The 25185-nt window shown below is 38.7% G+C and carries 15 protein-coding genes; 3 read left to right on the plus strand and 12 right to left on the minus strand.

Features of this window, described 5'->3' with window-relative positions:
- Window positions 1-942 precede the first annotated feature (942 nt).
- The 4 genes from EAF07_RS08290 to EAF07_RS08305 all read right to left on the minus strand — a co-directional run bounded on the left by EAF07_RS08290 (window position 943) and on the right by EAF07_RS08305 (window position 11259).
- Window positions 943-1890: a dihydroorotate dehydrogenase gene (locus tag EAF07_RS08290; protein WP_121836098.1), complete on the minus strand. Its 948-nt coding sequence runs from the start codon at window positions 1888-1890 to the stop codon at window positions 943-945.
- Window positions 1891-1898: 8 nt separating this feature from the next.
- On the minus strand, window positions 1899-2696 hold the full coding sequence (locus tag EAF07_RS08295) for a dihydroorotate dehydrogenase electron transfer subunit (RefSeq protein WP_121836099.1): 798 nt from the start codon (window positions 2694-2696) through the stop codon (window positions 1899-1901).
- An 878-nt stretch (window positions 2697-3574) separates the two neighbouring features.
- Entirely contained in the window at window positions 3575-10165 is a 6591-nt protein-coding gene (locus EAF07_RS08300; RefSeq protein WP_121836100.1) for a pullulanase, read from the minus strand.
- Window positions 10166-10356: 191 nt separating this feature from the next.
- A complete protein-coding gene (locus EAF07_RS08305) occupies window positions 10357-11259 on the minus strand; it encodes an HAD family hydrolase (RefSeq protein ID WP_121836101.1) in 903 nt (300 codons plus the stop codon).
- Between the two features lie 165 nt (window positions 11260-11424).
- Between EAF07_RS08305 and lysS the strand changes: the two genes are divergently transcribed.
- Window positions 11425-12915, plus strand: coding sequence for a lysine--tRNA ligase (gene lysS, locus EAF07_RS08310; protein ID WP_121836102.1), 1491 nt, complete (start codon window positions 11425-11427; stop codon window positions 12913-12915).
- A 344-nt stretch (window positions 12916-13259) separates the two neighbouring features.
- Here lysS and sstT read toward each other — a convergent pair whose 3' ends face one another.
- Window positions 13260-14468 (minus strand): serine/threonine transporter SstT, encoded by a 1209-nt coding sequence (gene sstT, locus EAF07_RS08315; protein WP_121836103.1) that lies wholly within the window; start codon window positions 14466-14468, stop codon window positions 13260-13262.
- A 144-nt stretch (window positions 14469-14612) separates the two neighbouring features.
- A complete protein-coding gene (gene metK, locus EAF07_RS08320) occupies window positions 14613-15806 on the minus strand; it encodes a methionine adenosyltransferase (protein WP_121836104.1) in 1194 nt (397 codons plus the stop codon).
- A gap of 250 nt (window positions 15807-16056) precedes the next feature.
- Here metK and birA point away from each other — a divergent pair, with 250 nt between their 5' ends.
- The gene (birA, locus tag EAF07_RS08325) at window positions 16057-16995 is read left to right on the plus strand and encodes a bifunctional biotin--[acetyl-CoA-carboxylase] ligase/biotin operon repressor BirA (protein WP_121836105.1); all 939 of its coding nucleotides are present in this window, start codon (window positions 16057-16059) and stop codon (window positions 16993-16995) included.
- Window positions 16996-17049: 54 nt separating this feature from the next.
- Here the strand turns inward: birA and EAF07_RS08330 are convergent, their stop codons facing one another.
- The 6 genes from EAF07_RS08330 to EAF07_RS08355 form a co-directional block, all read right to left on the minus strand.
- A complete protein-coding gene (locus EAF07_RS08330) occupies window positions 17050-18627 on the minus strand; it encodes an ATP-binding cassette domain-containing protein (RefSeq protein ID WP_121836106.1) in 1578 nt (525 codons plus the stop codon).
- A gap of 8 nt (window positions 18628-18635) precedes the next feature.
- A complete protein-coding gene (locus EAF07_RS08335; protein WP_183121684.1) occupies window positions 18636-20189 on the minus strand; it encodes an ATP-binding cassette domain-containing protein in 1554 nt (517 codons plus the stop codon).
- 117 nt (window positions 20190-20306) lie between these two features.
- Window positions 20307-21155: a helix-turn-helix domain-containing protein gene (locus tag EAF07_RS08340; protein ID WP_121836108.1), complete on the minus strand. Its 849-nt coding sequence runs from the start codon at window positions 21153-21155 to the stop codon at window positions 20307-20309.
- A 556-nt stretch (window positions 21156-21711) separates the two neighbouring features.
- Window positions 21712-23382, minus strand: a complete 1671-nt coding sequence (gene dnaX, locus EAF07_RS08345; RefSeq protein WP_121836109.1) for a DNA polymerase III subunit gamma/tau — start codon at window positions 23380-23382, stop codon at window positions 21712-21714.
- Window positions 23382-23879 (minus strand): GAF domain-containing protein, encoded by a 498-nt coding sequence (locus EAF07_RS08350; RefSeq protein ID WP_121836110.1) that lies wholly within the window; start codon window positions 23877-23879, stop codon window positions 23382-23384. Before EAF07_RS08350 ends, dnaX begins: the two co-directional genes overlap by 1 nt.
- A 486-nt stretch (window positions 23880-24365) precedes the next feature.
- The gene (locus EAF07_RS08355; protein ID WP_027974570.1) at window positions 24366-24641 is read right to left on the minus strand and encodes an HU family DNA-binding protein; all 276 of its coding nucleotides are present in this window, start codon (window positions 24639-24641) and stop codon (window positions 24366-24368) included.
- Between the two features lie 303 nt (window positions 24642-24944).
- On the opposite strand from EAF07_RS08355, the gene nrdH reads away from it, so the two are divergent.
- Entirely contained in the window at window positions 24945-25172 is a 228-nt protein-coding gene (gene nrdH / locus EAF07_RS08360; RefSeq protein ID WP_121836111.1) for a glutaredoxin-like protein NrdH, read from the plus strand.
- The last annotated feature ends 13 nt before the right edge of the window (window positions 25173-25185 follow it).

Here is a 25185-nt window from a genome sequence, read left to right on the forward strand (position 1 = left end):
GTGAGGACAACTCCCCCAACTACAACTATAAGCATGGCAATCACTAATATGATGAAATACTTATATCTCCCCAAACAGTCAACACCCCCTCTGAAAAAATTGGTTATTAAATCCATTCTAAATTATATCACATTTCAAACTTTTAACAAGAACTTTTATGCATATTTAATACCTTTTATGCGCAGTTTCTTCTTTAAATAGCTTTAAAAAATACTCAAGTTACATTAAATGTGCATTTTTTTATTTATCGTCTATTTTGTGGGTGGTGCATATTTTTATATAATGTTTATAATTCTTTCAAAATTTGCGACTAGTTAGTCATGAATTACTATAACGTTTAATACTTAACAAAAATCAAAAATTACTTTTTGTTTCTTTCTTAAAAGTGCGGACGCTCCAAAGGTCTGGGAGACCTTTGGGGGTGGGAAATAAGACGAACAGAGTTCGTCACAGTCGATAAGGTTTGGGGAACCTTTTGAGGTGGGAAATAGAGTTGACAAAGTCAACATCAAAACTCCTACGGAGTTTCATTGCTAGATTTGAGCTTATCTCTATCGCAGTAGATGATTGGATGTACTTGTCGACTACTCGACAGCGTCCACCCTAATCATCCTTGCGGGGGAACTACTACGAAATTGACTTTCAATTTCTGTAGTTCTCCCAAAAATCCGTTCATATCAAACAAATTCCCCTCGCTTTTTGATTTCTAAGTTCAGGCTGACACTGTCCACTGGACAGTGTCACTGATATGAATACCACTATAGCGAAAGAAACATTTTAGCCTCACTTCGTTCGGTAGTCCATCAAAAGTATTAGAGGTTCTAAAATGCTAATTTTGATTTTGGATGAGTATAAATTTACTATTCGCTACTACTACAGAAACATCAACGTTGTAACTTCAATGTACATAATCATTACAAGAAAGCACAAGGAACAGGAGATTTAACAAAGTCTCTCTCTCAGTTCTTGTCGCATTTCTTTTCTTAGGGTCTCTAAATCCGAAATGCCATATTTATCCATCACTTTAGGCAGGTCTGCAATGATGTTAGGACAGGCATAGGGATCTGTAAAATTAGCTGTTCCAACGCCGATTGCCGAAGCACCTGCTATCATCATTTCAAGCGCAGCTTCTGCTGAATCCACACCACCCATACCGATGATTGGAAGATCTGTCATTTGTGCCACTTTACGAATTAATTTGAGTGCTACTGGAAAAATCGCTGGACCAGACATACCACCTTGACCATTGGCAATGACTGGTTTTCTCGTTTTCAAATCATATCGTGTTCCGACTAAGGTATTAATCATGGTAAAGCCTGTTGCTCCCGCATCTTCGACTGCCTTAGCTACCATTGTAATATCAGAAACGCTTGGGGTTAATTTGACATAAACTGGGACGTCAGAATTTTCAACACTTGCTTTTACGGCTGCGTAAGCCAATTCTGGGACTTGCCCAATCAATAAACCGTTATTCCCGTGGTCAACATTGGGACATGAGATATTCAGCTCAATGGCTTTAACATTTGGTGCTTTGGAGATTTTCCCAGACACATAGGCATATTCTTCATTTGAAAATCCTGCTACATTGGCAATAATAGGTAAATCAGGAAAATGCTGAGCTAGCCATGGTAATTTTTCTGCCAAAACTGCATCAATTCCCGGATTTTGAAGCCCAATGGCATTGAGCATACCGGATGGTGTTTCAGCAACACGAGGTGTCGGATTACCAAAACGAGGCTGCGCTGTTGTTGCTTTAATCATAATCGAACCGAGTTGATTAAGATCATAATATTTAGCGTATTCTTGACCAAAACCAAAACAACCAGAAGCAGGAATGATTGGATTTTTCAAGTCAAGACCGGGTAATGAAATCTGTAAACGTTTAGACATAAAACCTCCTATAAAACAATAGTCCCAGTTGGAAAGATTGGACCATCTTCACAAACTCTTTTATTAGCAGCATCTGTTTCATTTTTTAGATGAATAACACAGGCATAGCAAGCTCCCATACCACAAGCCATGCGTTCTTCCATAGATAGAAAAGCATGTGGGTGATTTTCAAATCGTTGATCAACATATTTGAGCATACCTGGTGCACCACAACTGTAAATAGCATCCGCTGTCCAATCAAATGTATCAATGACAGTCGATACATAGCCCTCGATTCCGTAACTTCCATCGTCTGTCGTGACATAGACATCACCATACTGGCGCAGCTTTTCTTCTAAAATAACAGCATCTTTATTGGCAAAACCAATCACTGAAATAACTTCTACGCCTTTCTCATATAATTGCTTAGCTGTTTCAACAAGTGGAGGTACGCCGATTCCTCCTCCGATAAGGAGAGCTGTCTGACCATTTTCTACAACCGATAAATCAAAACCATTTCCCTGAGGTCCCATCACATCAAGCTTATCTCCTGCTTTAAGCTGAGATAAAATTGCTGTCCCTGCACGCTCAACTCGATAAACAATGGTTACTTGCCCCTTTTCCTTATCAATCTCAGAAATCGAAATAGGACGACGCAATAATTTTGAAGGATCTGGCACACGTATATGTAAAAACTGTCCTGCTTTCATCTGTTGAACCAAGTCACCTGTTAAAATCATTTCAAAAATAGATGGTGCAATTTCACGCTGACTAACAATCGTCATCACTTCTTTTAAAATAACCTCTTTATCATAATCAAAGCCCATAATAACCTCACTTTCTATATGCAAAAAAGACCTTGTCCGTGATTGAGACAAGGTCGATAGTAGGTAAAAATATCATTAAAATCAATATGAAAACATTGATCTCTTTTACTATCTATTTTTAGGCTCTAGCTGAAACTATCCCTAGAACAATTTCACACCAAACTCTGCAGCATTGATTAGAATGTGCACTCTCAACTTTAAAGTTTCTAATCAACAACTGCATCAAGCTCCAAAATAAACAGCTGAACACTTTTTCTGCTACATTTTCCAACCTTGCCGCCTCTCTGGACGTCTTAAAGGTTTATTGATGTTTTGGGTATTATACCTCAAATATGGGCTCTTGTCAAAATCACACCTAAAAATCTCCATAGCTAGATTTTTTGTCCGATTTGTTATACTCGTTTAAGCTTTAAATACGTAGTTTTATATAAACTAATTTCAGTTATAATCCATTTCTCATATAAGAGAAAAACTAGAGTAGGAAGGAAGTCATAATTTCGGTAAAAAGAACCGAGGGACATGCTCCAATTACAGAAAGATTCTTCGGTTTTTCTTTTTATACTTAACCAAATTCAAAAATTACTTTTTTGCTTCTTTCTAAAAAGGTGCGGACGCAAGCAACCTCCTACGGAGTTTCATTGCTACTTTTTGAGCCTAGGTCTCAAAAAGTCCGTTCTTATCAAGAGTAAACTCTCGATAAGAATACCACCATGACGAAAGAAGCTCTGGTAAATCAAGCCATTTATTGGTTCTTGATTTGACTTAAACTGCTAATTTTGATTTTGAATGAATATTATTCAAGTTAAGATGCTTACTTTTTCAGTGGCTTCGAATAATCCAGCTTCAGTTTTGTTTATAGTCACTGAGACATTTCATTTTTAATCTTGTCGATGTTTTTTGACAAGTACACCGCCTAGTGTTAGTACTTGTGCTAATCCTGCTAAGGCAAGATAAATGCTATTGTCGTCTCCAGTGTTTGGTAACGTTTCTGAAGGCGACACTTGTTCAGTTACATTACGAGAAACAACTTGAGAAACTTGCTCTAGAACTGGTTGTGAACCATTATCAGATAGTTCTTTCTCTAATTCTTGTTTTTGTGAGTTATCTTGTGTCGTCACAGAAGTGTTAGTCATCATCTGATAAACGATACCATAGTGGCTAAAATGCTCTGCGGTAAAGACAACACCGACTTGATTATCATAGACAACCTCTGTAAAGTTAAGCTCTTCTGCTGTTTGTCCATTTGGTAAGTAAACAACTGCTTTAACTTTTTTACCAGAGTCAGTTGGCAAGAAAACGCGAGCTGGCGCCGTTATCTCTAAAACACGACCTGTGCTATCTACCACTTCAATATCATAAAGATCAAAATCTATGCCTTTTAAGATTGATGGTATCTGGTCTGCTGTTGGTTCTAGGTGAGTAATTTTGAGCCCGGCAGCTGGTACAGTTTCATTGTCACCTATCAAGACACGTACTCCCGTAGCAGCATCTATTAATTCAAGAGAGGTTGTTTCATCTTTTTTAGCTTTCAGGCGTAAAATGGTTGCTGTTAGAGCATTCAAGCGAATTCCTTTTTCTGTCCATGCCATGCCAACAGGATTATCAATCGCAATAACACCCGCTTGTTCACCATCGGCAATCACTTCTGCTTCTCTCAGAGCCTTGAAATCATCTGTCAAGGTAATCACTCGTTCTTTAGCGTCAGCATTTACCAGAACAGCATAGGTATCACCATTACTTGCTTTTACTTGATAGCCAATAACCAAATCATTTTCTGCTATGCCATTTTCCCCAGGAATTGTTAACAAAGTAACCTGTTTATCAACACTTGCCAAATCTTTGAGACGGAAGGCATCTGTTGATTTCCTTAAAGCAATCAACCCTTTTGTATATGCTTGACTTTTTGTATTTTCAGGGAAAAGCTGAGCATCGATTGCTTTTGTCCAGTCAAAATGGTTAATGGCATCCGTTGAATCGTAGGAGTCATGGATAAAGTAAGGATACACAAATGGTTTGCCATCCTTATCAGTCAATAGATGTGATTTATTTGGTACCAGTTCTGCTGAAACAGGCTCTTTATAGGCCTCATCCTTAAATTGCTTAGTCCGTCCGTACTCTTGACCAGAGTGGATAAATGGTGTGCCCTGAGACGTCAAAATCAACAGATTTCCTAAACGCAAGCGACGGTGAATTTCAGCATTATTCTTAGGAATTGATGGGTCTTTCTTAATAGATTGTGCAATGATGTCAAACAAGGTCAAATTGTCATGAGCTGCAATGTATTGAATCACATCACCTGGATCGTCTGCGGTGAAATTCGTTGGCTGCGCTTTAATATTTTTGAAGATTGTTCTAATATCACGCGCACCACCTGTCAGAAAGGCAGGGGTTCCTTCATTTGGATACCCTGATTTTAGCTGGTTACGAATATCATCAGAAAAAGAGGCCACGGTATCTGTCAACTTCATCCATGTTTGATCTGCTGGTTGACGCTCATCATTAGCGTCACCTGTGTAAGTTACCCAACCCTCACCCAGCATTAAGATGTTTGGATTAATGGCTTGCGCAGCTTTAAAGGCTAGTTCAATACTTTCAGCATCATGATCCCCCATCATATCAAAACGGAAACCATCTACTTTATACTCAGATACCAAATACTTAATCGAATCAATCAACACTCTGCGACTCATGTGATGTGTTGTTCCAAGACGACCACCGCCAAAACTTGATTTTGCCTTACCTTCAGCATCCATAAAATGGTAATAATTTGGTTCTAAATCTTCAAAAAGATTGACTTTTGCCGTGTGATTATAAACGACATCTAAGATAATCCCCATACCACGTTCGTGAATGGCATTGACCAACTCTTTAAATTCAGCAATGCGTTTCTCAGCATTTTGAGGTTCTGTCGAATAGGCGCCTGTCAAGGCAAAATAACTTTGTGGGTCATATCCCCAGTTGTAGTTGGTATCACTAGAATCGTACGTCGTCATACGTTCACGTGTTGCCAGTTCATTGATAAAATAATAACTCATTACTGGTAGAAGTTGAATGTGGGTCACACCAAGGTCTTTAAGGTAATCCAATTTTTCGATAAAGGCTGAAAAGGTGCCAAACGGATGTGATAATTTCCCTTCAAGAGCTTGATCTGATGTAAAGTCACGCACATGTGCTTCATAAATAATAGCATCTTCACGACTAGTATAACCTTTTATCTTAGCTTCGCTAACTTTTGGCCCAATTGAACTTGGATCTACAAATGCCGCTTTAGCTACTTTAGACGCAGGATTATCATCACTAGCCAAATCACTGTTCCAAGCCGCTAACGATTTGGCATATGGGTCTAACACAAGAATTTCTTTGCCATCTCGGCTAATCTTATAATGGTAATAATAACCACGATAATCTGAAATGCCCAAATCATTTTGCTCAGTCAGTGATAATTGCCAAGTTCCTTTTTCAGAAGCGACCATGGCTACTTCACCTAACACTTTAGTCTGATTTTCTTTGTCATAAATAACTACAGAGACGCCATCTGCACTCGGTGACCACAAGGTCATCTCAACTGTTTTACCAGCATTTTTAACACGTGACCCCAACTCACCATCATAGGCATAAAGAGCGTCTTTATACTGCCAACTTTGGCGTGTCATCACGCTATCTGAATGGTAGGCCACTTTAAACGGTGCCAAGTTTTCCTTGAAATCACCAGTCAAAATAACTTTTTTACCTACTGTATCCAGTTCAACATCTGTAACAGCGATTGCGTTACCAGCTTGATTGGTTACTTTAAGCTCTTGCAACAAGCTTGCGCTATCAATCTCTTCCAGGGTGCTAAAGGTTGCTTCAATCTGACTTTGGCTTAATTGAGTGGCACCAGTGACACGAACAAGATTTGTAAAATATGGATTGGTATAAATGGTTGGATCCTCATTTCTTAAGAAAATTTGTGTGTGCGTTTGTAAATCTTTAAAACTGTAATTATTAGGATTGATTTTCGCAGCATCGCCATCCTTACTTTCATCAAGAAGTAAGAAACCAAGTTCATCAAAATTAGCCAACGGCACATCAATGTAGACACCGTATTTTCCTTTGTTTTCAAAATCAACACCGTTTGGCCAAGAACCTAATCGATCTGTTATTGATGAAGCTGCACTGCCCCACAACCATAGGGCTTTCTTATCGTAATTACCATCTGTACGGAAATAATTGATACGAATGGTTCCTTTAGCCTGTGGACGATAATAGTGGGCTTTGAAGTCCTCGTCTAGCCAAACCTCATTCATCTCTTGACTAATGATGTCAATGGATTTATCCCCAGTCAGGTTAGCCCCACCCACATTGTTAATCAGATAAGAAACTTTGGAGCGGTTAGCATCAACCAATTTAACATCAAGATAGTAACCGTAATCGTCTTCTTTAGCATCTACGAAGCTTGTCGCACCTGTTGGCCAAGCTGCTACCTTTTCAGAAGGTGTTTCCACATCACCCCAAGTCCATAAGCCAAGTGATTTCACATCATCACTTGGTAATTTCTTGAAGTGAATACGAAGGGTATTTTCAGCAATTGGAGCTTCATCAGTCGTTGGACTAGTAACTCCGACAATGTTTCCAGCGCTTGTGGTCAAAAGCATCGTACCACCATCTGAAAGGCTTGGAACCTCTACCGTAACAAACCATTTTCCTGAACTATCTTGAGTCGCTTGATAAGATTTCTGACCATAGGCATCTGTGACTATTGCTTGTTCACTGACTTCTAACTGCAAGGTTTGTACTTGGTCTTTTAATTGGTAGAGCATGTAGGCAGCGTCTTTATCTGTCTCACGTTTTGCTAAAAGCCATTGCTGGCTATCATTGGCAGCAACTGTTGAACGATTACCTCTTGCCATCAATTCACTATGCGCATTTCGAAAGGCAAGAAGTTTTTGGTAATGGCTGAGCACTGAGCTTGTTGCGACCTTATCCCAATCAAAAAGATAACGATTATCATAAACTGGCCAGTTATTAGCTCCGCTTTGTCCCAACTCTTCCCCATAATAAATCACAGGTTGACCTTTAGCTGTCAATAAAAGGCTTGCAGCTAGTTTTAGCTTGCCTTCATCTCCGCCAATACTATACAAGAACCCGTCTTCATCATGACTTCCTAGAAATTGTGCCAAGGTGTAATTGCTAGAAAGCACATCATTGCGAGCGTTCAACTCTTCATTAGCAGCTTTTAGCCGTCCACCAATAGCCAATTTAGCAATCTCTTTAAAGCCAAAGTCAAGAAGGCTATCCATAGTTCCTGTTCCTAAATCACCCTTAGTGTCTTTATAGTTTGCTCCCCAAGATTCTCCAACTAAATGGAAGTCCGGGTCTTTTAGAGCCAATTCATTTTTAAAATGTTGCCAGGTCACATCATCAACATGTTTCACCGTGTCAACACGAAAACCATAGATGCTATTTCCTTTTGGTGTCGTTGCTGTTTTTAACCATGCGGTTTGCCAGTTGACCAATTGTTGACGCACAGCCATTTCTTCTGTTTTAAAATCAGGAAGGTTTGACAAGGAGCCTTTTTGGTCATCTCCTGAAATTTCTTCTTCTGGTTTTCTAACTAACCCTGAAAACTGCTCAGTTGTTCCGTAACCAGGATGATTCAACACCACATCAACGATGATATTGATACCACGCGCTGCAGCTTCATCAATCAAGGTGTGGAAGTCTTTTAAAGTTCCTAGATGTGGGTTCAATTTTTCAAAATTTTTAGCCCAATAACCATGGTAAGCATAGTATTCACCATCTTTTTCTGTTCCAAAATTTTCAGAAACATTTTCAACAATTGGTGTAATCCAAATTGAAGATACCCCTAGTTGCTTCAAATAATCTAACTTATTCGTAACACCTTTAAAATCGCCACCTTGATAAGCACCCGCTTTATTTTTTACAGATGACAGCACTTTAGCATCATCATTAGAAGAATCCCCATTGTTAAAACGATCCGTCACCATAAAATAGATGACTTGCTCGTCCCAGTCGCGCTCACCTTTTGCTTTGTTACGCTCTTTAACAGTCACAGTTACCTTGGTATCATAGTAACCATTATTTTCATCATAAACTCGAACTGGTAACTCATAATTGCCTGCTACCGTGGTTGAAGAGGCCGTAATCGTAACGCGATTAAGTTCACTTGATACTTCAATCACACCACCACCAATAGCTTTTGTATCAACCTCCATGCGTGTTACTTTTACCTGATTAGGATTGGTAACAGAAAGGTCAATGAGACCTGTTTCATTGTAGTGGAATGGTCGGTAACTACTAGCTGAGACTGTGATGCCACCTTGACCAGGTGTTGCCTTACTGAAATCTTGTGTGGTCTGTGTTGCAACACCATACGGATTTGTATAGACAGCGTCATCACCTGCTGTAATAAAGATATGACTGTGATTTTCACGATCAGCAAATGCTAGGTCTTTTGTTTTATTTCCCGGTGCTTGATCATCTTTTTGATTAACGAGTAAAAAGCCAATATTTGAAGCTTTGCCTTTTGAAAGAGGAATATCTAGATAAACACCTTTATCATCACGCCCAGTGAAATCTAAGGCATCGCTCGGCCATTTTTCAAATGAAGCTGATGTATCACCCCAAGCCCAGACACCCCATCCGTCGTATTTTCCATCCTCACGCTTGTAGTGCAAGCGAAGCAGATTGTCATCTGCCAATGGCTGGTAGCTATAGGTTGTAAAATCTGAACGAATCCAGGCTTCATTCATTTCTGTCGCTAGAGGGGTGATCTCACGGTCGCCATCGCCTACTTTTTCACCATTTTTTAGCAGGAGATAACCAATTTTTCCTGGTGTCTCGCTTTGTTTAACGTCAATGTAATAGCCAAAGTCATCTTTTTGAGTTGCAACAAAAGGTTCGACATCTGTTGGCCATTTGTTACCATCTGATGGCTCTGCAACTGCTCCCCACGTCCAAAGTCCGTAAGAGGAAATATTATCCTCTTCCAAGCCTTCAAAATGCAATCGGATATGCTGCTTTTCAATTGGAGTTGCCTTTTCTTGAGGTGTCTCACTAGCCCTGTTTAAGGGAGTGACTGAAACTGTCTCAGGAGTTTTAGCAGGTACCGCTTCTAACTCTTCTGGAGTTATCACTGCAACTGGTTCCTCTATAGAGATTGCACTCGTTTCCACAGGAGTTACTTGCTCATCAACTGTTTCAGATGTAACAGGTTGCAATGTCTCATTACCTGTCTGATTTGAAGTCTTCGTATCAGTTGTTACTGGTACTTCTTCCTTGGGTACAACAACAGTCTCAGTATCTTCGACTAAAACATCTGCTGATACCGTTCTATTTCCGACTGTTGTTCCTAGAAAAAGAGCTGAGGCAATCGTAACAGAAGCGACGCCTACTTTTAAACGACGAATGCTGAAAACATCTCGTTTTTCTGGGTAGGAACGTCCTTGTTTTTTAGGGTTAAAAAACATATTAACTCTCCTTAAAGTAAATGTTATGATAGTACATACATTATAGCACTCATTTCAAATTATGCAATCGTTTTCCATTGGTTTTATAATTTTATTTTTACTTTTTATACTGTTAATCTAGAAAATTTAACTTAAAATAAAGCAATCGATTGCTTTTAAAATATTGAAAAAAGCCTAGCTTAGCTAGACTCTTATTTCACATATTTTAAGCGTAAAATTTTCTCTTGATTCTTCGTCAAACGCAATAGGATAACAACCTTGTCAATAGACATATTGCTTTCCAAAAGACGTTCGGCTGCCATCATAAGACCGTTATTAATCCCCATTTCTAAAATAGGATTTTTCTTATCGTTAACGTCAAAGATAAATTTATTATCTGGCAAGTCAAAGAGGACTTTTACAGCACCAAAGAGTTGTTCAAAGTTATCAATCGCTACATCATAAACTGGTTTGGTTCCAGGCTTCAAAGTCCGTCCACGATGGTTAAACCACATTGAGTGCCAACCACCATTATGCGCTCCCATGATGTCATTATCGTAAGAATCACCAACATAAAGGGTTGTCTGTGGATTCATATCAAACTGCTCTGCTGCAAGGTTAAAAATCTCTTTTTCTGGTTTTTGGAAACCAGTTGCTTGACTGACAATAACACGCTTAGGATCTACATACTCATAGAGCCCCAACTTCTTAACTTTTTTCAACTGATGCTCAGTCGGACCATTTGTAATAATCCCCATTGGGACACCTTTTGACTTGAGAAAATCAAGGGTCATACGCATTTCATCAAGCATGGTAATATTTTCAAGCTCACGCTCATAGACCTCTTGGAAATGATTGCCTTCTTCTTCCATAATGTCACGATGCCCAAATTCTAAAAGGGTCTCTTTGCAACGCCAAAAGCGGAAATACTCAGTCGTCCACTCGCCCGCCATTACACGGGGGAAACCAACATCTGAATAATGACGGAAACGAATATAGGCCTGATTCATCTTGCTCATATCAAAATCAGGAAAACACTTCTCCATCGCTATACGATAAGGGGCTTGCTGATCGTAAATCGTATCGTCAACGTCAAATACAATGGAAGTTATCATTACAGTCTCTTTTCTTAAAGATTTATCACTATGGTTTCAATTATACAATGTTTCATCTCATTTTTCAATATTTTCAACATTTTCAAACACTTAAATCGTGGAAAAATACGTGTATTCTCTTAATTTTTATGGTAAAATAGGTAAGAATATCTATTGGAGGATGACATGTCAAACGAACATATTGAAGAATTAAATGATCAACAGATTGTTCGCCGTGAAAAAATGGCGGCCCTTGCTGAACAAGGTATTGATCCATTTGGAAAACGCTTTGAGCGTAGCCATAACTCAGCAGAATTAAAAGAACTCTATGCTGATAAAGATAAAGACCAGTTGCATGACCTTGGTGAAACGGCTACGATTGCTGGTCGTATGATGACCAAGCGTGGTAAGGGGAAAGTTGGTTTTGCCCACATCCAAGACCGCGAAGGCCAAATTCAGATTTACGTGCGTAAAGACGCTGTTGGTGAAGAAAATTACGAAATCTTCAAAAAAGCAGACCTTGGGGACTTCCTTGGTGTTGAAGGTGAAGTGATGCGTACCGATATGGGTGAGCTTTCTATTAAAGCGACAAAACTCACTCACTTGTCAAAAGCTCTTCGCCCACTTCCTGAAAAATTCCACGGTTTAACCGATGTTGAAACGATTTATCGCAAACGCCATCTTGATTTGATTTCAAATCGTGAAAGCTTTGAACGTTTCGTAACACGTTCAAAAGTGATTTCTGAAATGCGTCGTTACCTTGACGGACTTGGTTTCCTAGAAGTGGAAACGCCTGTCCTTCACAATGAAGCTGGTGGTGCTGCTGCTCGTCCATTTATCACTCACCACAATGCGCAAAACATTGACATGGTGCTTCGTATTGCAACTGAATTGCACTTGAAACGTCTTATCGTTGGTGGTATGGAACGCGTTTATGAAATCGGACGTATCTTCCGTAATGAAGGGATGGACGCGACCCACAACCCTGAGTTCACTTCTATCGAGGTTTACCAAGCCTACGCTGACTACCTTGACATCATGGACTTGACAGAAGGTATCATCCAACATGTTACCAAAGCCGTTAAAGGTGATGAGCCAGTGATTTATCAAGGCACTGAAATCAATATCCATGAACCCTTCAAACGCGTTCACATGGTCGATGCGGTTAAAGAAATCGCAGGCGTTGACTTCTGGCAAGAAATGACTGTCGAAGAAGCTATCGCTATTGCCAAAGAAAAACACGTTCCAGTTGAAAAACACTTCACTTCTATTGGTCACATCATCAATGCCTTCTTTGAAGAATTCGTTGAAGAAACGCTTATCCAACCAACTTTTGTCTACGGACATCCTGTAGAAGTCTCACCACTGGCTAAGAAAAATGATAAAGATCCACGCTTCACAGACCGCTTCGAACTCTTTATCATGACTAAAGAGTACGGAAATGCCTTCACTGAGTTGAACGACCCAATCGACCAATTGTCACGCTTTGAAGCCCAAGCTGCTGCCAAAGCACTCGGTGACGATGAAGCCACAGGTATCGACTACGACTACGTTGAAGCCCTTGAATACGGTATGCCACCAACAGGTGGACTTGGTATCGGTATCGACCGCCTCTGCATGTTGCTAACAGATACCACAACTATTCGTGATGTACTTCTATTCCCTACTATGAAGTAAGATTAATGTAAAATTTAGATACTACATCACAATATGTCCCTCACGTTTCTTTATCTTCAAGCGTGAGGCTGAAAAGGTCTAGTAGATCACAAATATAGCACTCGTGCCTTTGTTTTTAGCGAGTGATTGAGGCTGGAAATTTTCCAGTCTCTTTAATTTTTTGTCATAAGTACAGACTACTTCACTTCTCAAAATAGTTGATATTAGAAATATTGAGTCCAAAAACTTTTCAGCTCCTAAATGATAACATAAAAAACGAACCATCTCAGACTTAGAGACAAACTCTAAGTGAGAGGTTCGTTTTTATAAACACAAACTCACCTCGAATTTGAGGTGAGCTTCCTTTATTTCTTCCACGCTGATTTTTCTGCTACAGCCGTGAATAAAACGTCTGTTGATGAGTTAAGAGCAGTTTCACAGGAATCCTGGATAACGCCAACGACAAATCCGACACCTACAACTTGCATGGCAATATCGTTTGGAATACCAAAGAGGCTACATGCCACTGGGATGAGAAGCAGAGATCCTCCTGCTACACCTGACGCTCCTGCTGCTGATAGGGCTGCTACTACTGATAAAAGCAAAGCTGATCCAAAATCAATGGTGATTCCCAAAGTATGAACAGCAGCCATTGTTAGGACATTAATGGTGACAGCCGCTCCTGCCATATTAATGGTAGCACCAAGTGGGATAGAAACCGAATAAGTGTCAGGGTCGAGTCCTAGTTTTTCACAAAGTTTCATATTAACTGGAATATTGGCTGCAGAGCTCCTTGTAAAAAAGGCTGTGACACCACTTTCACGTAAACATTGGAAAACCAATGGGAAAGGATTGGTACGCATCATGACAAATGCAATCAATGGATTCACGATAAGAGCCACAAACGCCATACTACCAACTAAGACGACCAGTAAAAGAGCATAATCTTTCAAGGACTTTAAGCCATTGTCTGCTACAGTCGCAAAAACAAGTCCCATAATTCCAAATGGCGCTAGGTTAATAATCCAAGTAACGACCTTGGAAGTTACCGTCGCCAATGTTTCTAACAATTCCTTAGTCTGTTTATTGGAATGACGAAAGGCTAAGCCAAAGACAACCGCCCATGAAAGGACACCGATATAATTTGCTGTTACCAAAGCATTGACTGGATTGTCCACAATTTTTAAGAGCAAGGTCTCAAATACCTCTGCAATCCCTTGTGGTGGGGCAATATCTGTTGCCATTGCTGCAGTTGATAAGACTAATTTCATCGGGAAAAGAAAACTCGCTACTACTGCTACCAAAGCTGCTACAAAAGTACCAAATAAATATAGGGCAATGATTGTTTTCATATTTGTTTTTTGTCCCTGTCTAGCATGTGACAAGGCATGTGCTACTAAGCAAAATACTAGTAAAGGTGCGATAGCTTTCAGAGCTCCTACAAATAGGGTGCCAAATAAACTAATGACCGTTAACGACGGAAGAAGAACTCCTAGGATAATGCCTAGAATAGCACCAATCCCAATTTTCTTAATAAGACTCATTTGCCACCAAATCTTCGTTACTTTTTTCATAGTATACCTCTAATTTTTAGTATATTTTTAATATCATATCGTAATTTCATGCACAAGTCAACAGTTATTTCTTGATTGATAACGCTTTAAAAATAGAATAGAGACCGAAGTAATATTCAGTCTCTATTATTTTTATTCAAAACATTATGAATTTGCTACTGCTGCTTTCAGAGCATCTACCTTATCCAATTTTTCCCATGGAAGGTCGATATCTGTACGTCCCATGTGTCCATAAGCTGCTGTTTGTTTATAGATTGGGCGTTTAAGATCAAGCATCTTAATGATACCTGCTGGACGGAGGTCAAAGTTTTCACGCACCGCTTTTTCCAAAGCAGCTTCAGAAACTGTCGCCGTACCAAAAGTATCTACACGCACAGATACTGGATGAGCCACACCTATAGCATAAGCCAATTGAACTTCTGCTTTCTTAGCGAGACCTGCTGCTACGATATTTTTAGCGATGTAACGTGCCGCATAAGAAGCAGAGCGGTCAACTTTAGTAGCATCCTTACCAGAGAAAGCACCACCACCGTGACGAGAATAACCACCGTAAGTATCCACAATGATTTTACGTCCTGTCAAACCAGAATCTCCTTGAGGTCCACCGATAACAAAGCGTCCTGTTGGGTTGATAAAGAATTTTGTGTCTTCATCAAGATATTCTGTTGGAATAACAGCTTTAATGACTTGGTTAATCACATCTTCACGAATTTGCTCGTTTGTTGCTTCTGGATCGTGTTGCGTAGAGATAACAACTGTGTCCACGCGCACTGGTTGATCATTTTCATCATATTCCACTGTAACTTGAGATTTTGCATCTGGACGAAGGTATGAAATGGCACCTGATTTACGAAGCTCAGCTAATTTACGAACCAATTGGTGCGATAATGAAATCGGAAGTGGCATTAATTCTGGTGTCTCATCAATGGCAAAACCAAACATAAGACCTTGGTCACCTGCACCAATCAAGCTAAGTTCATCTTTTTCCCCATCACGTACTTCAAGAGCTTCATTAACCCCTTGGGCAATGTCTGGTGATTGTTCAATCAACGACGGATGTACGCCAACAGAATCTGCCGCAAAGCCATATTCTGCATTGTTATAACCGATTTCAGCAATCGTCTCACGAACAACCTTGTTAATATCCACATAAGCTGTCGTAGAAATTTCACCAAAAACATGAACAGAACCTGTATAAACAGCTGTTTCTGCTGCAACGTGTGCTTCTGGATCTTGCTCTAAAATCGCATCTAAAATCGCATCTGAAATTTGGTCTGCAATCTTATCCGGATGTCCTTCCGAAACTGACTCAGACGTGAAAAGTTTACGTTCTGACATAAAAATGTCCCCCTTTAATAAAAATCTCGTAGGTCTCCTTGAACGATAAAGAACACTACGCGTTACTAGGTTACAAAGCACTAGCTATAAAACAGTTGAAGTCTCACAACAGAGGAAACAATCACTAGCATACAACTACCTTTTCGGGACTTAATAACGTTATTATTCTAACATAGATAACTCATTTTGGCTATTAAAATCTTCTCATTAAAAACTACCAAAATCAATCTTTTTATACTATACTAGACTTATGAAAACATACGAAAAAATTTTTGAGGCACTTTACGAGAAAAAAGACTTTATTACCGGTGAAAGTCTAGCTCAATCCTTGCAAGTGTCTCGCACAGCCATTTGGAAAGCTATAAAAACTCTTGAAGAACAAGGCATTACGATAGAAACCAGCAAAGGAAAAGGCTATCGCTGGGTATCTGGTGACCTCTTGATTCCAGATAAAATCACTTCCCAAACCGGTCTTCCTGTGACTTTTGTGCAAAGCAGCGCTTCTACCCAATTAGATGCCAAGCAAGGTATGGACAGTGGGAACTCCTCTCCTAGACTCTATCTGGCGGGTAATCAAACCGCAGCTCGTGGGCGAATGGGGCGCCAATTTTTTGCTGAAAAAAATGGGGGCATTTACATGAGTTTGCACATTAAACCAAATGTAGCCTTTGATCAACTACCGACCTATACGCTCATGGTAGCAAGTGCAACAGTCCGAGCCATTCACCGCCTAACCGGTAAAGATTGTGATATCAAATGGGTCAACGATATTTATTTTGAAGGTAAAAAAATTGTTGGTATCTTAACAGAGGCCGTTTCCTCAATTGAGACTGGTACTATTACAGATGTTATCATTGGTGTAGGGATTAATTTCCATCTTAAAGGTATTCCAAACGATCTCAAGCAGAAAGCTGGTAGCCTCTTTTCAGATGATTTGCCTACGATTACACGAAACGATCTCATTAGTGAAATCTGGCATATCTTTTCAACCATTCCAGAACATGATTTGTACAAGGTCTACCGTGATAAATCATTAGTATTAGATAGACATGTCACTTTCACACAAAACGGGCAGGATTATTCAGGAATTGCCCAAGATATTACTCCAAACGGTGGCCTCCTTGTTGAATTAGATTCTGGTGGCATGATGGAAATTTCTAGTGGGGAAGTTAGCTTAACGTCGTGGTAATAACTATAATTCAAATCAAAAAGCCTAAAATTTGGTCACATCCGACCAAGGATTTTAGGCTTTTTTGTATGATGTTAACTCAATTTCTCCATCATAGACAAAATCATCATCAATATGGTGGGCGATTTCAATAACAGTGACTGGTAGATTAAATAGCAGATTTCGAATGTTCTTGGCATTTTCAGCATCAAGCGGAGCTGTCACTTCATCTGCAAGAAGGACATCTTTTTGTCTAATCAGACTGCGTGCAATTTCAAGCCGTGCCCGTTGTCCACCAGAAATATTTTCGCCATTATTAGCAATTTGATACTCTAAAATATCATCAAACTCAGACGTCAAACCTACCTGCTCTAGCTTTTCCAATAATAGGGCATCGGAAAATTCAGCTCCTAGCGTCAAATTATATCGAATGCTATCATTAAAGAGATAAGGTGACTGAGCAATTAAACCGATTCGCTGTTGGTAATCTTTCATCACCTGACCGTCATCAAGTACTATCGTTAGCCCGCCTTTGTCTGGAATTAATTCTTGTAACATCAACTTAAAGAGAGTCGATTTTCCAGAGCCACTTGGTCCTTTAATCAAGTATTTCTTCCCTTTTTCAAAGCGATAAGAGAAATTAGAAAATAGCACCCTACCTGCAAAAGATTTGGTCAATTGATGACATGCTAACGCTTCGAAACTTTTAGTAGATACTGAATTTGTCTGAACGTTAGGGATATCCTGTGCCAATATTTGATCGAATTTATCAGAAATAGCCTTTGCTCCTTTGAGCCTAAAAATATCGTTAATGATATTCATCAAAGGTTGTTCCAGACGTGTTGCCGCAATAAACATCGCAATCAGGTCAGTCGTTCTCAAATCTGTCCCTACTGTCATCAAAACCAGGCCCAAAAAGATTGGTAAGAATTGAGACACAAAGAGCATCAGATTGGCTAAAAAGGCAAAGAAAGATTGATAAATCCCAAATGTTTGCCGTGACTTTTCATAGTATGCTGATTGTTTTTGAAGCACTTTAAAACTAGGAGAAAGGGCTTGATTCTGAGCCAATGTTGACCTTCCAGCAATCGTATCACTCAATGAACTCAGTAATTTCTGTCTTTCTGCGGCTTGTTCGCCCCCTTTTTGCTCTGCTATTTTACTAATTCTAAGTTGAACAACTAAGAAAAGAAAGGCACAGGCAATAAACAGCAAACCAATCGGTATATTTTTGGACAAGAGGTAGATACTAAGTAAGAGGAAATTACTAATATGTGCAACAAGGAGAACACTAGGGCTAATATGGTTCCAGAGATAATATTCGACATCCTGTGTCAATAGCGAAATTTTCTTATCATTGCCCATTTTCTGATGACCTAACATCAACTGCTGATAGAGACTAAGTCGAATGTTGCCACAACCAATGGTCATTATCTGGTTCAGTAAGAGATTGGCAATAAACATGACAGCATATAAGAGCAAATAGAGTGTCAGTCCATAGACCAAAAAATCCCATATCTCTTTGCAGCTATTTAACGCTGTAAGGTCGAAAATTTTGTCTGTCATTAATGGTTCAATGAGAAAGACAAAACTGTTTAAAACACTGGAGATGAGGGCTAAAGTCACCAAAAATTTATTAAAATACTTAAACATCTCATCACCTACAATTCTATCACAGCATCATAACTGAACACTTCATCTACATGGTGAGCCACTTCAATAATGGTCATCGGAAGTGAAAAAATCAACTCTCTTACTCTACGAGCATTGTCTTTATCCAAAGCAGCAGCCACTTCATCCAAAAGCAAAATATCCTTTTGACGGAGTAAAAATCGTGCCAATTCTATCCTGACACGCTGACCACCTGAAACATTACTACCATTATTTTCAATTTGGAAATCTAAGCCTTCAGGGAATTCTTCAAGCAAATGAACTTGCTTTAATACTTTGGTCATTTCTTCACGGGAAAAAGTCTGATTCAGACAGATATTTTCTTCTAGACTTCCATTAAAGAGAAAAGGCGATTGATTCACCATCCCGATATTAGCTTGGTAAGTCTCAAAGACTTGATTGTCATTTGTCACAAGAGCAACTTTTCCAGAATCTACAGTCTCACCCTTGATGATATTTAGTAAGGTCGTTTTTCCTCGTCCACTGGCTCCCTTAATCAAATATTTTTTCCCTTTTTCAAAGGTATAGGAAAACTCTTTAAAAATGGATTTCTCTCCATAGGATTTTGTGATATTTTGCAAAGTCAGAGCTTTAAAATCAGGAATGTATGGAACTTCTGCTTTATCAACATGCTTATCCATTAACTCATAGATTTTTGTTTTGATCGAGTTGGCAGCCTGCATACTAAATGTCGCATACATCATATTTTGAAGAGGACTGGACAAACTACTTGAAGCAATAAACATGGCTACAAGAGAAGATACGGGAATATGACCAAACGTATTTGGAAATAAGAAATAAATACCAACTGGCAAAACACGGCCCAAAAATTGCGTCAATCCATTACAGAAAAAGAGAAAATTAGACAAGTAATAATAATTGCGACGAGCTGTTTCGTAGGTTATTACTTGGTTTTTAAGTTTACCATAGGTAGTCTCAAAAGCCTGATGATGTAATAAAGTACTTCCACCATTAACATAATCCATCAGTAAAGCCATCGAATGTTCTCGCTCCTCGCTCTGCTTCTTTCCCAGAGAATCCGTAAGTTTCGTCAAAGACAACTGAGGTAAGGGACGCAACAACGAGCCTAGAATAAATAACAATGCTAACGTTGGATTTAAGCTGATTAAATAAATAGACACTACAAGGAAAAGCATTCCATTTTTGGGCAAACGCATAACCTGCGTCACATAATTATCATAGAAAAACTCTAGGTCTTGGCTCAGAAAATTGGTTGCCTCATGTTGGTCTATGCTCTCACTAGATAGTAAGACTGTTCTCGCCAATTTTTTACGCAAGATTAGCATCATCCGTTTACAAGACATATCGTAAACTACATTTGCTCCAAACTCTAGACCATAGAATACCAAATAGGTCAATAAACCCACAGCAAAGAGTTTCCACAAAGAATTAAAATCAGATATCGTATCAATCGCAATAACCTTTTTAATCACGAGTGACTGTAAAATACTAGCAAAGCCACCCAGAATAAAGATAAGAAGGGCGACATACTTGAATTTTCCAAGATAAGATAATAGTTTCATGATATTTCCTCCGAATTAAACCACCTAGACACAACCAGTGAAAGCAATCAATGGCTAATCCCTTTAAGTATATCACTCTCAACTTCCACTAAAAATTTTTCCCATATCTGCGTATTACTACAATTTATCTAAATGCTTACGATAAATCTGTGCCAATTGATCACTCCCAGCTAACACCATCGCTTCAATACATTTTTGCATCCCTACAATGGCATCTTGGTTACCCGATTCGCGATAGTCATAAAAATGTTTAGCATACTGGAAAACCAAGCGCTCATAAATTTCTGTCTCAATGAAAAAACACTGATTTAATTGCTTTTCAAAATACAAGGCATCAAGTAACTTTCCTCTTTCAATACAGGTGATATACCCATTTAATAGCATTGTGGAAATTAAACGCCTATTATTAGGAATTTCTTTATAAAAATCTGAGCGCCGGATCATTTCTCTAGCCAAAACCATGAAAACATCATGTTTTAGGACATCTAAAGTATTTGAAAAAATCAACAATTCATAATATCCCCAATATTCCACACTAAACAAATAGTCGGTTAAATCGTCCAAATCCTTTTGATTATAATAAGCTTCTCCTGATAAATCTTGCAAACGAATTTTCAATAAAATCATATTGAGTTGATAAAATTTACCCCTTTTATTCTCCGATTCCATCTGTGAATATAGAAGCTTTTTCATGCCTTCAATATCGTGAGTTGATACAAAATGCCGAACTTTTGACAAGAGTTCATTCAGTTCATCCCTATGAAAATCATGCACCGCATACATAAATTCATCAATTGGCATGTTAATCTCATCTAAAATAGCCATAAACTTAGAAATGGTTAAATCTGTCTCTCCTTTTTCAAATCGAGATAGCTGGGAGATTGATATACCAGCCTTTGCAACATCTTTTAATCGTAATCCTCTAGATTCTCGAAACTTTTTAAAAATTTCTCCAAATTTTTTCATCATACACCTCCAATAAGCATATATGGGAATACTTTTTAATTTTATGATATCATACAATAAAGAAAAACAAAAGTGAGTATTTTCACATGAAAAGTAAAATTATTGCTCCACTGTTCTTTTTTGAAGAAATGATTATCGTTGTTAGATAATCACAATCTCTATTAAAGGTATCTACTAAAAATTATCATTTCTTAGTCACACTAATAAATGAAGCTGGCAAAAACTTAAATGTTAGTCTTGCAATAAAGAAAGTAAACAATATAAAACGGCTTAGAGTGATGTGTCAAGAAACGTCACTCTAAGTCACAGGACAAACGCATGAAGAAAATGCATGTAACCATTTTCTAGCTACATGCATTTTTTCAAAATATTTTCACGACATTTACATACATACATCGATTCAGCCTCTTTTTCGTCTATATTATAACAAAATTTCATGGTTAAAAATATATCTTTTTATGAAAAATCGTTATCTGAAAGCGATATTTTCTTCATGCGTTTGTCGTGCTCTAAGCCATTCTCTGTTTTTAAGCTTTTTCTAGCCTCATCTATTCTCTTAATCTTCCACAATCTCAACTTTATCTGCTAAGTAAGAAAATTCTTCTGGAAGTGCTGGCTCTTCATCTACAGTTTCTTCTTGTTCTGCACGTTGTGCTTTCATTTTTTGAGCAAATTCTGCACGAATCTCATTGAAGTCTTGGCGTGGCACTGCCATAATTTGCGGAGAAAAGCCTGCTGCTTTACTCATAATATTACCAAACATAGCATTGAGATTTTCTCGCTTCATGGCTTGTTCTGCATTAAAGGCAGCATCAAAGGCTAAAATCGCATTTTCAGAGTTGGCAAGAACTGGCTCTGAGCCCATCAATAAGGCCCTGTCCTGCGGAGAGATGCTGTCCAAAATCTCATTCCACGCGCCCTTTAGTGCCTCTAGATACTCACGCGAGCGTTGGCTATCGGCAACTGTTTCTTCCATGATTGTTATGATTTTGACTCGATCTACTTTGAAGGCGACAGCACTTTTCTTGGTTTGAGGTTTCGGAGAAATGGCAGAGCTAGGACTTGCAATACCTTGTGATAATTGCTTTTTCAGCTCCGCGATCTCTGAACGTAGCTGACTAAGCTCTGCTTCTAAGTTTTCTGGAATCTCCGTTTGAACTGCTTTGCTATTGTTCCCTAAACGAATGGTCATCATCTCTGCATAAATCTTAGGATGTGTACCTGTTTTAATCTCAGGCAAGCTAGTCGTAACCGTATCAATCATAGCAAATAGCTGACTTTGAGGAATATTCAGATTTTCGGTAAACTGCTCCGTCTGACGATTGGCTTGTCCACCAGTTTGAACAATTAGCAAATCACGAAGGTAAGTCAATAAATCCGTCGCAAAGCGACTCATGGATTTACCACTGTCAAAGAGAGTCTCCAAGTTATCAAGCGCCTCTGTCACCTGATGTTGACGAATATTTGCGACATAATCATCAAGTGCCACAAGTCCAATGGATCCCGTAATTTCTTCAGCAATGGCAACTGTCACTTGATTATCTGGTGCTAAGCTTAATGCCTGATCAAGAATCGAGAGAGCATCACGCATTCCTCCTTCAGCACGTCGAGCAATAATCACCAGAGCATCATCGTCATAAGAAATACCTTCTTTGGTTAAAATCCCTGCCAAATGTTGCTGAATAGCAGCCTGCTTAATGGACTTAAATTCAAATCGTTGCACACGGGATAAAATGGTCGCTGGAATCTTGTGCAGTTCTGTCGTAGCCAAAATGAACACAACATTTTCAGTAGGCTCTTCCAAAGTCTTCAAGAGAGCGTTGAAAGCCCCCGTTGATAACATATGAACCTCGTCAATGATATAAACTTTATATGTCGCTCGGCTTGGAGCATAGGTAGATTTATCACGAATGTCACGAATTTCATCAACCCCATTATTTGAAGCAGCATCAATTTCAATGACATCTTCTAGACTACCAGTTGTAATATCACGACAGATATCACAATGATTACAAGGCTCCCCATCTACTTGATTAGGACAGTTCATTGCCTTAGCAAAAATTTTCGCCGCAGAAGTTTTACCAGTTCCACGAGGCCCAGAAAAAAGATAAGCATGGCTAATTTTCTTAGACGCGACAGCTTGTTTCAAAGTCGTCGAAATAACCTCTTGGCCAACCATCTCATCAAAGGCTTGGCTACGATATTTCCGATAAAGTGCTTGATACATTAACCTTCTACTCCAAACATATCAAAGTTAAAGAATGTTTTCTCCAATAATATAGCAACAAATTTTTCCAAGTATTCTTGGTCAATGGCATCATAATCTGCTACTAAGCTAGAATCCAAATCCAGAACACCAACCAACTTTCCATCTTTAACCATTGGAACAACAATTTCAGACATGGCTGCGCTATCACAAGCAATGTAATTATCATGCTTAGTCACATCATCTACAATCAATGTTTCACGTTTTTCAGCAGATTCACCACAAACGCCTTTACCTAGAGCAATATGGACACAAGAAACACCACCTTGAAAAGGCCCTAAAATCAATTCTTGACCATTAAAAAGGTAAAAACCTGTAAACACAGAATTTGGCAAGGTCACGCGCAACATGGCAGAAGCATTTGACAAATTCGCCAAAGCATTTGTCTCATTGGCAAAAAGACCCTCTGCCTGCATTAACAATAATTCATAATTCTCAATTTTTTGCTTAGTATTCATAGAACTATTATAGCACATACCGGTCTAATTTTAAGGTAAAAAGTAGAATATCATTATGTAAGAACACTAGGATAGTATAAAAAGGGATTATAGTCTCGCAACTAAAACTCAGTCAAACAAATGAAAAGCCACTATTTGATGAAATTGATACTAAGCCTTTTACTCTATCCTTAAAAAAGAAATCAAATGTTACTGACATCATGGAAACTTACTGATTTTATGCCCCTTTCATAAGTGAGCCTGTGATCTCGCACTGGTTTATCACAGACTCTGTTTTCCCACCTCCAAGTATCGCTCCCCCGATACTTGGAGCCCCAAAACACAGAAAAAAGCCTACTGCACAACGCAGAAACGTTGATACAATAGGCGTCAAATAGATTAGCTAACTATTTTCAAAACAAAAGACCAGAACTATCTCTGGTCTTCTTATCCCTTCGCTTCTTATTTCTAGGCTCAGGGGCTAAAACTGTCCACTGGACAGTTTTACTATTTAACAGCGTCTTTAAGTGCTTTACCAGCTTTGAATGCTGGAACTTTTGATGCTGCGATTGTGATTTCTTCACCAGTTTGTGGGTTGCGACCTGTACGTGCTGCACGCTCACGAACTTCAAAGTTACCAAATCCGATAAGTTGAACTTTTTCACCCGCTGCAAGGTATTCTGAAACCGCTGCAAATACAGCATCAACTGCTGCTGCTGAATCTTTTTTAGTTAATGAAGTGCTTTCCGCAACTTTTGCAATCAAATCTTGTTTGTTAGCCATTTTAACAAATCCTCCAATTTTTTTTGAGCGTATCGCTCTAACAGAATCTATCATAACTTAAAAGCGCTTGGTAGTCAAGTTTTATGGGTCATTTCACCCAACTTTAAAATAATTTTACGATTTTTAGAAAATTGGTTCTCCTATCATGATTTTTCTCTCTTTTAGAAAAAACGAACAAACCACTATATATGGTATTTGTGAAAATTTAATCACACTATATTTTGTGTTGTTTTCGTTTTTTTCAGTTGCATTTTCTCTAAATTTTGGTATGCTAGTAAGGTATTATTTTTAGGAGATGTTACTATGACTAAAATTACTGTCTATTCAAAAAACAATTGCATGCAGTGCAATATGACTAAGAAATTTTTAGAAAAAGCCGGTGCAGATTTTGAAGAAATCAACATTGACGAGCATCCAGAGAAAATCGACTATGTTAAATCTCTCGGCTTTACAGCTGCTCCAGTGATTGAAGCTGGCGATATTGTCTTTTCAGGTTTCCAGCCCTCTAAATTAAAAGAAATCGTTTCATAATACTATACTTGAA

Origin of the sequence: Streptococcus hillyeri, assembly GCF_003686955.1 — a bacterium.
Taxonomy (GTDB): Bacteria; Bacillota; Bacilli; order Lactobacillales; family Streptococcaceae; genus Streptococcus; species Streptococcus hillyeri.

Coding starts and splice junctions, on each gene's coding strand:
- EAF07_RS08305 (WP_121836101.1), bottom strand. CDS start 11,259: ATGATAACTTCCATTGTATTTGACGTTGACGATACGATTTACGATCAG.
- EAF07_RS08295 (WP_121836099.1), bottom strand. CDS start 2,696: ATGGGCTTTGATTATGATAAAGAGGTTATTTTAAAAGAAGTGATGACG.
- EAF07_RS08330 (WP_121836106.1), bottom strand. CDS start 18,627: ATGTTTAAGTATTTTAATAAATTTTTGGTGACTTTAGCCCTCATCTCC.
- sstT (WP_121836103.1), bottom strand. CDS start 14,468: ATGAAAAAAGTAACGAAGATTTGGTGGCAAATGAGTCTTATTAAGAAA.
- EAF07_RS08350 (WP_121836110.1), bottom strand. CDS start 23,879: ATGAATACTAAGCAAAAAATTGAGAATTATGAATTATTGTTAATGCAG.
- EAF07_RS08355 (WP_027974570.1), bottom strand. CDS start 24,641: ATGGCTAACAAACAAGATTTGATTGCAAAAGTTGCGGAAAGCACTTCA.
- EAF07_RS08300 (WP_121836100.1), bottom strand. CDS start 10,165: ATGTTTTTTAACCCTAAAAAACAAGGACGTTCCTACCCAGAAAAACGA.
- EAF07_RS08335 (WP_183121684.1), bottom strand. CDS start 20,189: ATGAAACTATTATCTTATCTTGGAAAATTCAAGTATGTCGCCCTTCTT.
- nrdH (WP_121836111.1), top strand. CDS start 24,945: ATGACTAAAATTACTGTCTATTCAAAAAACAATTGCATGCAGTGCAAT.
- dnaX (WP_121836109.1), bottom strand. CDS start 23,382: ATGTATCAAGCACTTTATCGGAAATATCGTAGCCAAGCCTTTGATGAG.
- metK (WP_121836104.1), bottom strand. CDS start 15,806: ATGTCAGAACGTAAACTTTTCACGTCTGAGTCAGTTTCGGAAGGACAT.
- EAF07_RS08340 (WP_121836108.1), bottom strand. CDS start 21,155: ATGAAAAAATTTGGAGAAATTTTTAAAAAGTTTCGAGAATCTAGAGGA.
- EAF07_RS08290 (WP_121836098.1), bottom strand. CDS start 1,890: ATGTCTAAACGTTTACAGATTTCATTACCCGGTCTTGACTTGAAAAAT.
- birA (WP_121836105.1), top strand. CDS start 16,057: ATGAAAACATACGAAAAAATTTTTGAGGCACTTTACGAGAAAAAAGAC.
- lysS (WP_121836102.1), top strand. CDS start 11,425: ATGTCAAACGAACATATTGAAGAATTAAATGATCAACAGATTGTTCGC.